The 13582-nt window shown below is 71.2% G+C and carries 15 protein-coding genes and 1 riboswitch; of the genes, 10 read left to right on the forward strand and 5 right to left on the reverse strand.

What is annotated here, in order from left to right:
• Positions 1–28: 28 nt before the first annotated feature.
• Both QC385_RS09075 and QC385_RS09080 read right to left on the reverse strand, forming a co-directional pair.
• Entirely contained in the window at positions 29–607 is a 579-nt protein-coding gene (locus QC385_RS09075) for an antibiotic biosynthesis monooxygenase (protein ID WP_279540809.1), read from the reverse strand.
• A 170-nt stretch (positions 608–777) separates the two neighbouring features.
• Entirely contained in the window at positions 778–1620 is an 843-nt protein-coding gene (locus tag QC385_RS09080; protein ID WP_279540810.1) for a hypothetical protein, read from the reverse strand.
• A gap of 144 nt (positions 1621–1764) precedes the next feature.
• Between QC385_RS09080 and QC385_RS09085 the strand changes: the two genes are divergently transcribed.
• The 5 genes from QC385_RS09085 to QC385_RS09105 all read left to right on the forward strand — a co-directional run bounded on the left by QC385_RS09085 (position 1765) and on the right by QC385_RS09105 (position 6748).
• Positions 1765–2121 (forward strand): hypothetical protein, encoded by a 357-nt coding sequence (locus QC385_RS09085; RefSeq protein WP_279540724.1) that lies wholly within the window; start codon positions 1765–1767, stop codon positions 2119–2121.
• Positions 2122–2137: 16 nt separating this feature from the next.
• Positions 2138–3313 carry a glutathionylspermidine synthase family protein gene (locus tag QC385_RS09090; RefSeq protein ID WP_279540725.1) on the forward strand — a complete coding sequence of 392 codons (1176 nt, stop codon included), beginning with the start codon at positions 2138–2140 and terminating at the stop codon, positions 3311–3313.
• A gap of 31 nt (positions 3314–3344) precedes the next feature.
• Positions 3345–3431: riboswitch (ZMP/ZTP riboswitch) on the forward strand.
• Between the two features lie 33 nt (positions 3432–3464).
• Positions 3465–4913 carry a glycine hydroxymethyltransferase gene (locus QC385_RS09095; protein WP_279540726.1) on the forward strand — a complete coding sequence of 483 codons (1449 nt, stop codon included), beginning with the start codon at positions 3465–3467 and terminating at the stop codon, positions 4911–4913.
• 101 nt (positions 4914–5014) lie between these two features.
• The gene (trpS, locus tag QC385_RS09100; protein WP_279540727.1) at positions 5015–6028 is read left to right on the forward strand and encodes a tryptophan--tRNA ligase; all 1014 of its coding nucleotides are present in this window, start codon (positions 5015–5017) and stop codon (positions 6026–6028) included.
• A 141-nt stretch (positions 6029–6169) separates the two neighbouring features.
• On the forward strand, positions 6170–6748 hold the full coding sequence (locus QC385_RS09105; protein WP_279540728.1) for a 2'-5' RNA ligase family protein: 579 nt from the start codon (positions 6170–6172) through the stop codon (positions 6746–6748).
• A gap of 12 nt (positions 6749–6760) precedes the next feature.
• Here the strand turns inward: QC385_RS09105 and QC385_RS09110 are convergent, their stop codons facing one another.
• Positions 6761–7516: a decaprenylphospho-beta-D-erythro-pentofuranosid-2-ulose 2-reductase gene (locus tag QC385_RS09110; RefSeq protein ID WP_279540729.1), complete on the reverse strand. Its 756-nt coding sequence runs from the start codon at positions 7514–7516 to the stop codon at positions 6761–6763.
• 40 nt (positions 7517–7556) lie between these two features.
• Positions 7557–8939 carry an FAD-binding oxidoreductase gene (locus tag QC385_RS09115; RefSeq protein ID WP_279540730.1) on the reverse strand — a complete coding sequence of 461 codons (1383 nt, stop codon included), beginning with the start codon at positions 8937–8939 and terminating at the stop codon, positions 7557–7559.
• 133 nt (positions 8940–9072) lie between these two features.
• On the opposite strand from QC385_RS09115, the gene QC385_RS09120 reads away from it, so the two are divergent.
• From QC385_RS09120 to QC385_RS09135, 4 genes are read left to right on the forward strand one after another with little or no spacing between them, the layout of a single operon-like run.
• On the forward strand, positions 9073–9594 hold the full coding sequence (locus QC385_RS09120; RefSeq protein ID WP_279540731.1) for a phosphatase PAP2 family protein: 522 nt from the start codon (positions 9073–9075) through the stop codon (positions 9592–9594).
• Positions 9587–10531, forward strand: a complete 945-nt coding sequence (locus QC385_RS09125; protein ID WP_279540732.1) for a decaprenyl-phosphate phosphoribosyltransferase — start codon at positions 9587–9589, stop codon at positions 10529–10531. Before QC385_RS09120 ends, QC385_RS09125 begins: the two co-directional genes overlap by 8 nt.
• Positions 10528–10980 carry a GtrA family protein gene (locus QC385_RS09130; protein ID WP_279540733.1) on the forward strand — a complete coding sequence of 151 codons (453 nt, stop codon included), beginning with the start codon at positions 10528–10530 and terminating at the stop codon, positions 10978–10980. The genes QC385_RS09125 and QC385_RS09130 overlap by 4 nt, the downstream gene beginning before the upstream one ends.
• Complete coding sequence (locus tag QC385_RS09135) at positions 10968–11885, forward strand: YihY/virulence factor BrkB family protein (protein WP_279540734.1); 918 nt, start codon at positions 10968–10970, stop codon at positions 11883–11885. Before QC385_RS09130 ends, QC385_RS09135 begins: the two co-directional genes overlap by 13 nt.
• Here the strand turns inward: QC385_RS09135 and QC385_RS09140 are convergent.
• Positions 11833–13152, reverse strand: a complete 1320-nt coding sequence (locus QC385_RS09140) for a D-alanyl-D-alanine carboxypeptidase family protein (RefSeq protein ID WP_279540735.1) — start codon at positions 13150–13152, stop codon at positions 11833–11835. The genes QC385_RS09135 and QC385_RS09140 overlap by 53 nt on opposite strands.
• 172 nt (positions 13153–13324) lie before the next feature.
• On the opposite strand from QC385_RS09140, the gene QC385_RS09145 reads away from it, so the two are divergent.
• On the forward strand, positions 13325–13564 hold the full coding sequence (locus QC385_RS09145; protein WP_086838581.1) for an SCO4848 family membrane protein: 240 nt from the start codon (positions 13325–13327) through the stop codon (positions 13562–13564).
• The last annotated feature ends 18 nt before the right edge of the window (positions 13565–13582 follow it).

The following is a 13582-nucleotide window of genomic DNA, read 5'->3' on the forward strand; positions in this document are numbered from 1 at the left end:
GCCCACCTCCCTCTGTTCGTTCGCGGGCCTACGTGGCCCGGCGTTTGTGCCGTCCGCGGAGCGCCTGGAGCGACGGGTACAGCCATTTCCTGAAGAAACGCTGGAGTCGCGGCATGAGAATCCAGGTGACCAGGGCCGTCACACACAGGCATAACAACAGCGTGCGGATCAGCGCATTGAGGTCACCGAGATAGGGAAGCACCGTCAGATTGAACAGGAGCACCGGCGGAAAAACCGCGCTCATATTCACGAACCACAGTTTCCATTTCGACGGCGGAGCGGGCGGCGCGGGTGTCAGGGTCTGCGCCTCGAACCAGGCCCGGGCCCCCGGCACCCGTCTGCGCTCCGCCTCCTGGGCGAGCCCCTCCAGCCGGGCGTCCCACTGTGCCCGGGAGGGTGATTTCTCCCAGGCCAGGGCCGCACCTTCGCTGGCGAAGCGATAGACGACATGCCACTCCGCCCCTCCGTCGACAAGTACCCCACCCCCCAGAAACCCCGGTTGCCGCGCGGTCGCACCCAGCATGGCCCACCCCCAGGAGTGGAAGTCGGCCGCCCGGCCCGGCATCACGCGATAGGCCACGGTGACCGTGACGGGATTACTGGTCACGCCGTCCCATACGGAAAGCGGTTCACCCGCGTTCAAGATTCAACAAACAATTTTCCGGCCGTCCGGAACGTGAAGCATTTCAGCAGATGGGAAACACCCCCGATCACCTGGCGCGACCTCTCCGGCCGGCCGGTGCGACCCCTCCGGTCGGCCGGGCGTCCCCTCCCGGATCACCGGGGAGCAAGCGCGCTCTCCGCCCGCTCCACCGGCGCCTCGCCGAACCGCGACAACGCCAGCGCCCCGGCCACCGCCACCGCGAACCCGAGGACCGCCGGCCACCCCAGACCCGGCCGCGTACGGTCCCCGAGCCACACCACGCCGATCAGCGCGGGCGCGACGGTCTCCCCGAGCACCAGTCCCGCGGTCGCCGTGGTCACCGACCCGCGTTGGAGGGCGGACGTCAGCAACAGGAACGCTGCCCCGCCGCCGAGCAGCAGCGCGTACGCCGCCGGGTTCGTCAAGAGCGCGCCGGGCGCCAGACCGTCGACGAGCCGCACCGCCACCTCCACCACCCCGAACCCGAGCCCGGCACCCAGCCCGAGCGCCAGCGCCCGTCCCCGCTCCGGCAGCCGCCCCGCCGCCCCGCCGAGCAGCAGCACCCCGCCCGCCGCGGCGAGCATCGCCCACCTCAGCCAGACCGGCCCGGCCTCGTCGCCCTCCGCCCCGGACACCGACCCCAGCACCGCGAGCCCGGCGCACACCGCCCCCACCGCCGCCCACTCCATGCGGCTCAGCCGCACCCCGAGCAGCCGCGCCGCGACCACGGCCGTCACCGCGAGACTCGCGGCCAGCGCCGCCCCCACGGTGTAGATCGGCACCGACCGCAGCGCGACGATCTGGAGCAGGAAACCGAGCCCGTCCATCCCGAGCCCGACCAGGTACCGCCACTGCCGCAGCGCCCGCCACAACAGCGCCACGTCCCCGCCCGGGCCGGTGGCCACCGCCCGCGCGGCCATCGCCTGCAACACCGTCGCCGTACCGAAGCAGACCGCCGCACCAAGGGCGCAGACCATTCCAAGGATCACAAAAGGACAGTAGGGGCAGGGGCGTGAGCCGGGGGGTGATGCGCGCCCGCTCACACCGGTCTCTAGGCTGACCGCTCAGCAGTACATGACAGCGGCACGCGGTACACGACGGGGACACGGGGAGACACGCGCATGGCTGAAACACGGCGACGACTGCGTTCGAGCACGGTGGTGCTGGGCGGCATGGGTGTCCTCGCGGCGGCCCTGTCCGCGTGCGGCTCCGACCCGGACCGCCGCTGCGTGGACCGGGACAGCTACGACTACGTCAACGGCTACAAGATCGTCGCCGACAAGAACTGCAAGTCCGGCTCCTCGTCCTCCTCCTACGGCAAGGGCCGCAAGAAGACCGGCAAGACCACCACGGACGCCGACTGGTACTACGACGCCGACGTCAGCGGCCGCTACGCCGACAACGGCACCTTCAGCCGCAGCGAGGCCGTCGACCGGGGCGGCTTCGGCTGCTCGGGTTCCGGCAGCGGCGGCGGCTGACCGGGGCCGTACGCACATGGAACGCCACACCATCACTCCGCGTCCCGGCTGGCAGCAGACCGTCGAGGAACAGGGTCTGATCTACCCCCTGACCCGCTACCCCGACGACTCCCTGCGCCCCTACTGGGACGAAAGCGCCTACTACGTCTTCACCCTCCCGGAGATCGAGGCCCTGGAGGAGGTCGTCGAGGAACTCCACCGCATGTGCCTGGCGGCGGCCGACCACATCGTCACGGAGGACCGCTTCGCGGACCTGGGCATCACCGACCCCCGCGTGGCCCGCACGGTCGCCGAGTCCTGGCACCGCCGCGCCGAACTCCCCTCCGTCTACGGCCGTTTCGACCTCCGCTACGACGGCACCGGCCCGGCCAGACTGCTGGAGTACAACGCCGACACCCCCACCTCACTGGTGGAGGCCGCGTCCCCCCAGTGGTTCTGGATGGAGGACCGCTTCCCGGGCGCCGACCAGTGGAACTCCCTCCACGAACGCCTGATCGACGCCTGGCGGAAACAGGCCGCCCTCCTCCCGCCGGGCAGCCCCCTGTACTTCGCGTACTCCTCCGCCGACGAACTCGGCGAGGACCTCATGACGGTCGCCTACCTCAAGGAGACAGCCGAGCAGGCGGGCATGGAAACCGACTGGATCTCCATGGAGGAGATCGGCTGGGACCGCCTCTCCGGCCGCTTCGTCGACAACCGCCTCCGCTTCATCCGCAGCATCTTCAAGCTCTACCCCTGGGAGTGGCTCACCACCGACCGCTTCGCCGACCACGTCCTGGACACCCTCGACAACGGCGGCGGCACCGGCTCCACCCTGTGGATCGAGCCGGCCTGGAAGATGCTCCTCAGCAACAAGGCGCTCCTGGCCATCCTCTGGGAGCTGTACCCCGGCCACCCCAATCTCCTCCCGGCCTATCTGGACGGCCCCCGGGACCTGCCGGGCTGGGTCGCCAAGCCCCTCCTCGGCCGAGAGGGCGCGGGCGTCACCATCCACGAACCCGGATCCCCCCGGACCCTCCGGGACGAACCCTGCTGCTACCAGCAACTGGCCCCCCTGCCCGACTTCGACGGCAACCGCGTGGTCCTGGGCGCATGGGTGGTGGAGAACGAGTCGGCGGGCCTGGGCATCCGCGAATCGTCGGGCTTGATCACGGACGAGTACGCCCGCTTCCTGCCCCACGTGATCCTCTAGAGGAAACCCGTACACCTGGTCCGGTAGGCTGACCACGGGCCGTGACTGGCGCGCTGGGATGGGACAAACCATCGGGGAGCGGCCCGAGCAGAGAGAGCCGTGCGCCTGGGCCGTACCGTGAACGCTGAACGCAACGTCCGGAGGTCCCTTCATGCCAGCCGAGCCCCTCTCCACCGCTTCCACCGCCTACCGCGCCGCCCTCGACGTCATCCGCGCCGTGGAACCACGCGTAGCCGACGCCATCGGCCGGGAAGTCGCCGACCAGCGCGAGATGCTCAAGCTGATCGCCTCGGAGAACTACGCCTCCCCGGCCACGCTGCTGGCGATGGGCAACTGGTTCAGCGACAAGTACGCCGAGGGCACCATCGGCCGCCGCTTCTACGCCGGCTGCCGCAACGTCGACACCGTCGAGTCCCTCGCCGCCGAGCACGCCAAGGAACTCTTCGGCGCCCGCCACGCCTACGTCCAGCCGCACTCCGGCATCGACGCCAACCTCGTCGCCTTCTGGTCGGTCCTCGCCCAGCGCGTCGAGGTCCCGGCCCTGGAGAAGGCCGGCGCCCGCCAGGTCAACGATCTCTCCGAGGCCGACTGGGCGGAGCTGCGCCGCGCCTTCGGCAACCAGCGCATGCTCGGCATGTCCCTGGACGCCGGCGGTCACCTCACCCACGGCTTCCGCCCGAACATCTCCGGCAAGATGTTCGACCAGCGCTCCTACGGCACGGACCCGGCCACCGGCCTCATCGACTACGAGGCCCTGCGCGCCTCCGCCCGCGAGTTCAAGCCCCTGATCATCGTCGCGGGCTACTCGGCCTACCCCCGCCTGGTGAACTTCCGGATCATGCGCGAGATCGCCGACGAGGTCGGCGCCACGCTCATGGTGGACATGGCGCACTTCGCCGGCCTGGTCGCGGGCAAGGTCCTGACCGGCGACTTCGACCCGGTCCCGCACGCCCAGATCGTGACGACGACCACCCACAAGTCGCTGCGCGGCCCCCGCGGCGGCATGGTCCTGTGCGACGACTCGCTCAAGGACCAGGTCGACCGCGGCTGCCCGATGGTCCTCGGCGGCCCGCTCCCGCACGTCATGGCCGCCAAGGCCGTCGCCCTCGCTGAGGCCCGCCAGGATTCCTTCCGCGACTACGCCCAGCGCATCGTCGACAACTCCCGCGCCCTCGCCGACGGCCTGATGCGCCGCGGCGCGACCCTCGTGACCGGCGGCACGGACAACCACCTGAACCTGATCGACGTCGCCTCCTCCTACGGCCTCACCGGCCGCCAGGCCGAGGCCGCCCTGCTCGATTCGGGCATCGTCACCAACCGCAACGCGATCCCCGCCGACCCGAACGGCGCCTGGTACACCTCCGGCATCCGCATCGGCACCCCGGCCCTGACCACCCGCGGCCTCGGCACGGCGGAGATGGACGAGGTCGCGGCCCTGATCGACCGCGTCCTCACCACCACGGAGCCGGGCACCACCAAGTCGGGCGCCCCCTCCAAGGCGGCCCACGTCCTCGACGCGAAGATCGCCGAAGAGATCAGCCACAGGGCGACGGACCTGGTGGCGGGCTTCCCGCTGTACCCCGAGATCGACCTCGGCTGAAGCGCCCCGTAAGGGGCGCGGGGAACTGCGCGACCAGCCACGACGGGTCCGCAGTTCCCCACCGCCGAAACCACTCACGGCCCTCTGAGACAATAAGCAACATGGCCTCTGACCGACCTCGCGTGCTCTCCGGGATCCAGCCCACCGCCGGCTCGTTCCACCTCGGCAACTACCTCGGCGCCGTGCGCCAGTGGGTCGCCCTCCAGGAGACCCACGACGCGTTCTACATGGTCGTCGACCTGCACGCGATCACCATCCCGCAGGATCCGAAGGACCTGCGCGCCAACACCCGCCTGGCCGCCGCCCAGCTGCTGGCCGCGGGTCTGGACCCGGACCGCTGCACGCTCTTCGTCCAGAGCCACGTCCCCGAGCACGCCCAGCTCGCCTGGATCATGAACTGCCTCACCGGCTTCGGCGAGGCCGGCCGGATGACCCAGTTCAAGGACAAGGCCTCCAAGCAGGGCGCCGAGCGCGCCTCCGTCGGCCTGTTCACGTACCCGATCCTCCAGGTCGCGGACATCCTGCTCTACCAGGCGCACGAGGTCCCGGTCGGCGAGGACCAGCGCCAGCACGTCGAGCTCACCCGCGACCTCGCCGAGCGCTTCAACGGCCGTTTCGGCCAGACCTTCACCGTTCCGAAGCCGTACATCCTCAGGGAGACGGCGAAGATCTACGACCTCCAGGACCCGTCGATCAAGATGAGCAAGTCGGCGTCCACGCCGAAGGGCCTCATCAACCTCCTCGACGAGCCGAAGGCCACCGCGAAGAAGGTCAAGAGCGCGGTCACCGACACGGACACGGTGATCCGTTACGACGTCCAGGACAAGCCGGGCATCAGCAACCTCCTCACGATCTACTCGACCCTCACCGGGGAGGGCATCGCGGAGCTGGAGGCGAAGTACGCCGGCAAGGGCTACGGCGCGCTCAAGACGGACCTCGCCGAGGTCATGATCGAGTTCGTGACGCCGTTCCGGGAGCGTACCCAGCAGTACCTGGACGATCCGGAGACGCTCGACTCGATCCTGGCCAAGGGAGCCGAGAAGGCCCGCGCCGTGGCCGCGGAGACCCTCGCGCAGGCGTACGAGAAGGTCGGCTTCCTGCCCGCCAAGCACTGAACCCGCTCCCGCGCACAGCCGTACCACCGAACAGCGCTGTACATCACTTCGGTTGCGCCTGCCTGTAACCGGGTCGTGGCCGTACAGTCGATAACCGGGTGGTCGTATCAGCGACCCGCGAACTTGACGACAGGAGACGACGTGGGGACCGTAACGATCGGTGTCTCGATCGCGGTCCCGGAGCCTCACGGCAGCCGGCTTCAGCAGCTGCGCGCGGGCTTCGGCGACGCCGCGGCTCACGGCATTCCCACGCACGTCACCCTGCTGCCGCCGACGGAGGTCGACGAGTCGGCCCTGCCGGCCGTCGAGACGCATCTGGCCGAGGTCGCCGCGACCGGCCGGCCGTTCCCGATGCGGCTGTCCGGCACCGGCACGTTCCGGCCCCTGTCGCCGGTGGTGTTCGTCCGGGTCGTCTCGGGTGCGGAGGCCTGCACCCGGCTCCAGGAGCAGGTCCGGGACCCCGCCGGGCCGGTGGTACGCGAACTTCAGTTCCCGTACCACCCGCACGTCACAGTGGCGCACGGCATCGACGAGGCGGCCATGGATCGCGCCTTCGAGGAGCTCGCCGACTACGAGGCCGAGTGGCCGTGCACCGGCTTCGCCCTCTACGAGCAGGGCGCCGACGGTGTCTGGCGCAAGCTCCGCGAGTTCCCCTTCGGCGGCTCGGTGGTCCCGCCCCAGACCGGGCACGTGGAGCGCGGCTCGGTCCCCACCTGGTGATCCGCCCGTAGGTCAGATCGGCAGGCGCCGGAACATCCCGCGCGGCATGTGCCGCAGCGCCGACATCACCACGCGCAGCGCGCCCGGCACCCACACCGTCTCGGAGCGGCGCCGCAGCCCCAGCTCGACGGCCGTCGCCACCGCCTCGGGCGTGGTGGCGAGGGGCGCCTCGGGCAGGCCGGCGGTCATCCGCGTCCGGACGAAGCCGGGGCGTACGACCATGACGTGCACGCCCGTGCCGTGCAGCGCGTCGCCCAGGCCCTGCGCGAAGGCGTCGAGGCCCGCCTTGCTGGAGCCGTAGATGAAGTTCGCGCGGCGGGCCCGCTCGCCCGCGACGGAGGACATGACGACCAGCGAGCCGTGCCCCTGGGACTGGAGCGCGCGGGCGCACACCAGGCCCGCCGAGACCGCGCCGGTGTAGTTGGTCTGCGCGACCCGCACCGCCGCCTCCGGCTCCCGCTCGTCGCGGGCCTGGTCGCCGAGGAGGCCGAAGGCGAGCAGCACCATGTCGATGTCGCCCTCGGCGAAGATCTTGCCGAGCACGGCCTCGTGGGAGGTGGGGTCGAGCGCGTCGAAGGCGATGGTGTGCACGTCCGCCCCGAGTCCGCGCAGCTGCCCGGCGGCCGCCTCCAGGGCGGGCGACGGGCGGCCGGCCAGCCAGACCGTGCGGGTGCGGCGGGCGATCAGCCGGCGGGCGGTGGCCAGCGCGATCTCCGACGTCCCGCCGAGGACGAGCAGGGACTGGGGGAGACCGAAGGCGTCCTTCATGACAGCTCCTAGAGGTTGCCTGGTGTGCCTGTGTCTGTGCCTAGAGGCCGAGGCGGCGGGACAGATCGGACGTGAAGACCCCGTGCGGATCCAGTTCCGCGCGCAGGGTCCGGAACTCGTCCAGCCGCGGGTACATGGCCGCGAGCAGTTCCGGGCGCAGCCGGGCGTCCTTGGCGAGGTAGACGCGTCCGCCGGCGGTGGCGACCTCCTCGTCGAGTTCGTCGAGGAACGCGCCGAGGCCGGGCAGGCCCGCCGGGATGTCCAGCGCCAGCGTCCAGCCGGGCACCGGGAAGGACAGCCAGCCCGGGTCGGACTCCCCGAAGCGCTTGAGGACGGCCAGGAAGGACGGGTAGCGGCGTTCGGAGATGCGGCGCACGATGCGGCGCAGGGCGTCCTCCTGGCCGTAGCCGACGACGAACTGGTACTGCACGAAGCCGCCCGGGCCGTAGACGCGGTTCCAGTGGGGCACTCCGTCCAGGGGGTGGAAGAAGGCGGAGATGCGCTGGAGCCGGCCGGACCGCGCGCGGGGGGCCTTGCGGTACCAGAGCTCGTTGAAGAGGCCCACGGTCGTGCGGGTGAGCAGGCCCTCGGGGAGGACCGAGGGGGCGGACGGCAAGCGGGAGGTGCGGAAGGACAGCGGGTCCCGGCGCAGGCGGGCGGGGAGGGCGTCCAGGGGCGCGTGGTCGCCGCGGGTGAGGACCGCCCGGCCGGTGGCGGCGCCCCGGGCCAGCAGGTCGATCCAGGCGACCGAGTAGCGGTAGCGGTGGTCGGTGGCCGCCAGCCGGGCCATCAGGTCGTCGAGGTCCGCCGCCCGTTCGGTGTCGACCGACATCAGCGAGGTCTCGACCGGCTGGAGCCGGATCGTCGCGGTGAGGATCACACCGGTCAGGCCCATGCCGCCCGCGGTGGCGTCGAACAGCGGCGTGCCGGGGATCACCGTGCGGATCTCGCCGTCGGCGGTGAGCAGTTCGAAGGCCAGCACGTGCCGCGAGAAGGAGCCCGAGACATGGTGGTTCTTGCCGTGGATGTCGGCGCCGATGGCACCGCCGACGGTGACGTAGCGGGTGCCGGGGGTGACCGGCACGAACCAGCCGAGCGGCAGCAGCACCTCCATCAGCCGGTGCAGGGAGACGCCCGCGTCGCACAGCACGGTGCCGCCGTCGGCGTCGATCGCGTGCACGCGGTCCAGGCCCGTCATGTCGAGCACGGACCCGCCCGCGTTCTGCGCCGCGTCCCCGTACGCCCGTCCCAGGCCCCGGGGGATCCCGCCGCGGGCCCCGCAGTCGCGGACGGCCGCCGCGGCCTCCTCGTAGGTCTGCGGGCGGATCAGCCGGGCGACGGTGGGAGCGGTGCGGCCCCAGCCGGTGACGGTGGTGTGGTCCAGGCCCAGGACGTCCGGGACGGAATCGGTGTCGGCAGACATGTCCGTGACCGTATCGCCCCAATGTGAGCTATTAGTTCGAGAACATGGCATCCCTCCCCGAAACGGGTGATTAATGGGATGTCGCTCAATATTGCCGGAGTTCAGGCCAGGTGGGCGTGAACAGTGAGTCCACATGGACGACCTCGACGACCTGCACGACATGGATCACCGGATCGTTTCGGCGCTCAGAGCGTGCGGCACCGACCCGCGCGTGGCCGGCGCCGCGCGTGCCCTGTCCTGGGCGGGGGAACACGCCGCGCTGTGGCTGGCGGCGGGGCTCGCCGGAGCCGCTGTCGACGGCAGGAGACGCGGCGCCTGGCTGCGCGGCACGGCGCTCACCGCGGGGGCGCACCTCGTCAGCATGGGGGTCAAGCGGGTCGTGCGCCGCCCGCGCCCCGCGCACGTCGAGCCCCTGGTGCGCACCGCCGGCCGGCACTCCTTCCCCAGCTCGCACGCCACGTCCGCCGCTGCCGCCGCCGTCGCCTTCGGCGCCCTGGGAGCGCGCGCCGTCCCGCCGCTCGCCGCCGCCGTGTGCGTCTCGCGGCTGGTGGCCGGCGTCCACTACCCCTCGGACGTCGCGGCGGGCGCGGCCCTCGGCGCGCTCACGGCCCGGCTCGGCGCCCGCTGGATGAGGGGAGGGGCCCACCATGGCTGAGACGGCCGTCCTGCGGCAGCGCACCCACGAGGAGCCGTCCGCGCCACCCCGCAAGGGCGGTCTCCTGGCCGGTCTCCTGCGGACCGCGCGGCCCAGGCAGTGGGTGAAGAACGTCCTGGTGGTCGCCGCCCCGGCAGCCGCCGGCGAGCTCTTCTCCCGCCACGCCCTGACCCAACTAGCCCTCGTCTTCGTCCTCTTCACCGCCTGCGCCGCCGCCGTCTACCTCGTCAACGACGCCCGCGACGCCGAGGCCGACCGCGCCCACCCCGTCAAGCGGCACCGCCCGGTCGCCGCCGGACAGGTCCCCGTGCCCGTCGCCTACGCCGTCGGCGCCTGCCTCGGCCTGCTCGCGCCTACCGCCGCGGCCTGGCTCTGTTCCCCCGCCGTCGCCGCCCTGCTGACCGCCTACCTCGGCATGCAACTGGCCTACTGCGTCAGCCTCAAGCACGTCCTCGTCGTCGACCTCGCCGTCGTCACGACCGGCTTCCTGATGCGGGCGATGATCGGCGGACTCGCCCTCGGCATCCCGCTGTCGCGCTGGTTCCTGATCACGACGGGGTTCGGCGCGCTGTTCATGGTGTCGGCCAAGCGCTACTCCGAAGCCGTGCAGATGGCCGGAAAAGCGGGCGCCACACGCGCGTTGCTCACCGAGTACACCACCGGCTACCTCCGCTTCGTCTGGCAGCTCGCGGCCGGTGTCGCCATCCTCGGCTACTGCCTGTGGGCCATGGAGGAGGGCGGCGTCCCGCACACCAGCGTGCTGCCCTGGCGGCAGCTGTCCATGGTCGCCTTCATCCTCGCCGTCCTGCGGTACGCCGTCTTCGCCGACCGCGGCACGGCCGGCGAACCCGAGGACGTCGTCCTGCGCGACCGGGCGCTCGCCCTCATCGGCCTGGTGTGGGCGGCGATGTACGGCCTGGCGGTGGCCAATTGGTGACCACGCGCGCGTGGTCGAGCCCCACGGCCCCCTGCCGCCGGGAGCTCCTGGGGTTCGCCACCGTCGGTCTCCTCGCCTACGCCGTCGACCTCGCCCTCTTCACCTGCCTGCGCGGCCCCGCCGGACTCGGCCCGCTCACCGCCAAGGCCCTGTCCTTCGTGGCCGCCTGCTCGGTCGCCTACGCGGGCAACGCCCTCGGCACCTACCGGGCCACGCGAGCCCGGGGCCTGCGCCCGTACGCCGCCTTCTTCCTGGTGAACCTCGCCGGTGCCGCCGTCCAACTGCTCTGCCTCGCCGTCAGCCACTACGGCCTGGGGCTCACCTCGCAGCGCGCGGACACCGTCTCCGGCGCGGTCATCGGCATGGCACTGGCAACGATTCTGCGGTTCTGGGGTACCCGTACATGGGTCTTCCGGGCGGAGGGCAGAGTCGGATCATGGACTGGCTGAAAAAGCTCCCGGTCATCGGGCCGTGGATGACACGGCTGATGATCACCCACGCGTGGCGGTCGTACGAGCGGCTGGACCGCGTGAAGTGGACGCGGCTGGCCGCCGCGATGACCTTCACGAGTTTCGTCGCGCTGTTCCCGCTGCTGACGGTGTCCGCCACGATCGCCGCCGCCACGCTCAGCACGGAGCAGCAGGACACGCTCCAGGACAAGATCGCCGAGCAGGTGCCCGGCATCTCCGACCAGCTGGACATCGCAGGCCTGGTGAACAACGCCGGCACGATCGGCCTCATCGCGGGCGCCCTGCTGCTGTTCACCGGCATCAGCTGGGCCGGTTCCATGCGCGAGTGCCTGCGGGCGGTGTGGGACCTGTCCGACGAGGAGGAGAACCCGGTCCTGCGCTACGCCAAGGACGCGGGCGTCCTGATCGGCCTCGGCGGCGCGCTCCTCGTCACCATCGCCGCCTCCGCCGTCGCCTCCGCGATGGTCGGCTGGATCACCCGGCAGCTGGGCATCGACGAGGGCGGCTGGAGCGGGGTCCTGCTGCACATCGCCGCGTTCCTGATAGCCGTACTCGCCGACTTCCTGCTGCTGCTCTACGTCCTGACGCTGCTGCCCGGCGTCGAGCCCACGCGCCACCGCCTGTTCGTGGCGGCGCTGACCGGCGCGGTCGGCTTCGAACTGCTCAAACTGCTACTCAGCGGCTACTTGCAGGGCGTGGCCGCGAAGAGCATGTACGGCGCGTTCGGCGTGCCCGTCGCGCTGCTGCTGTGGATCAACTTCACCTCGAAGCTGGTGCTGTTCTGCGCCTCCTGGACGGCGACGCAGAGCAAGGAGGACGAACTGCCGGACGTCACGGGCGAGTCCGGCGGCGCACCAGATCCGGCAGCGGCCAGCGGCGGTTGACCAGGAAGGAGCCGCCCGCCAGCAGCACCAGCACACCGCCCGTGATGCCGAGCGCGATGCCGATGCCGCTGGAGCCGTTCGCGGCCGGGGCGCTGGCCACCGGCTTCGCACCGGTCCCGGCCGTGCCGCCCGCGCCGCTCCCGGAGCCGCCGGCCTCACCGGAGGGGTTGGCCCCGGGCTGGGCACCGGCCTGTGCGGCGCTCCTCGGCGGCACCAGCTCACCCACGGGCTGCACCTTCCCGGCCGCCTTGAAGCCCCAGTCGAACAGCCGGGCGGTCTCCTTGTAGACCTCGTTGTGCTCGTCCTTCTCCGGGTTCATCACCGTCACCAGCAGCACCTTGCCGTTCCGCTCGGCGACGCCCGTGAAGGTGGCGCCCGCGTTGGTGGTGTTGCCGTTCTTGATGCCGGCGATGCCCTGGTAGACGGGCAGGTCCGCGTCGCCGCTCAGCAGCCGGTTGGTGTTCTGGATCTCGAAGGGCTTGCGGACCGTCTTGCCCTTCTTGTCCTTCTTCGTCTCGCCGGGGAACTTCGCGCTGACCGTCGAGGCGTACTCGCGGAAGTCCTTCTTCTGGAGCCCCGAGCGGGCGATCAGCGTCAGGTCGTACGCGGAGGAGACCTGTCCCTCGGCGTCGTAGCCGTCCGGGCTGACGACGTGCGTGTCGAGGGCCTGGAGCTCCTCGGCGTGCTCGTTCATCTCCTTGACGGTGTTCTCGACGCCCTTGTTCATCGCGGACAGCACGCGCACGGCGTCGTTGCCGGAGCGCAGGAAGACGCCGAGCCACAGGTCGTGGACGGTGTACGTCTCGTCCTCCTTTATGCCGACCATGCTGGAGCCCGGGCCTATGCCCGCCAGGTCGGAGGGGGCGACCTTGTGCTCGGCCGTCCTCGGGAACTTCGGCAGCAGCGTGTCCGCGAACAGCATCTTCAGCGTGCTCGCCGGGGCCAGCCGCCAGTGCGCGTTGTGCGCGGCCAGCACGTCACCGGACTCGGCGTCGGCGACGATCCAGGAGCGGGCGCTCACGTCCTTGGGCAGCACCGGCACGCCGCTCGCGAGGTTCACCTGCGTCCCCGGCTGCCCGAGCCGGGCGCCGCCCACGGTCGACATCGACGCCGGGGGAGTGGCCGACGGACTGCCCGAGGGGCTCGCCGACGGACTGCCCGAAGGGCTCGGGGCCGCGACGGCCGCGGGGGCCGCCAGGGCGAGGGACGACAGGAGGGCGGAGGTGACCAGCAGGGATCGCCTGGCGGTCTTCTTCGGAGCGGGCACGATCGGAAACGTACATGCCGTACGGGGTGAAGTCCCGCCCGCGCCCCCACCCCGGGAACGGAACCGGACAGGCTCTGGCGATACTGGACTCATGCCGTGCTCATCCGGGGGACAACCCCCGGACCCCCGGCCGACCCCGGGAGCCCGGCGTTGTGATGAAAGGTCTGAATTTGTGAAGCTCAGCCGCCCCGTGTCCTGGTTCCTGCTCGCCTTCGGGGTGTGGAGCTGGGTCATCTGGATCACTTTCGTCAAGAACCTTGTCAAGGACAGCAGCGGGCTCGCCTTCGACGACGGTCATCCCACGGCGTACTTCTGGGTGCACCTGCTGCTCGCAGTCGTCTCCTTCGTATTGGGGACGGCCGTCGGGGCCATCGGGTTGCGTGGTCTGCGCGCACTGCGCCGGACGTCATAACGGCAATCGGGAGACACG

The sequence above is a fragment of the Streptomyces sp. DH10 genome (assembly GCF_029813805.1).
Classification (GTDB): domain Bacteria; phylum Actinomycetota; class Actinomycetes; order Streptomycetales; family Streptomycetaceae; genus Streptomyces; species Streptomyces coeruleofuscus.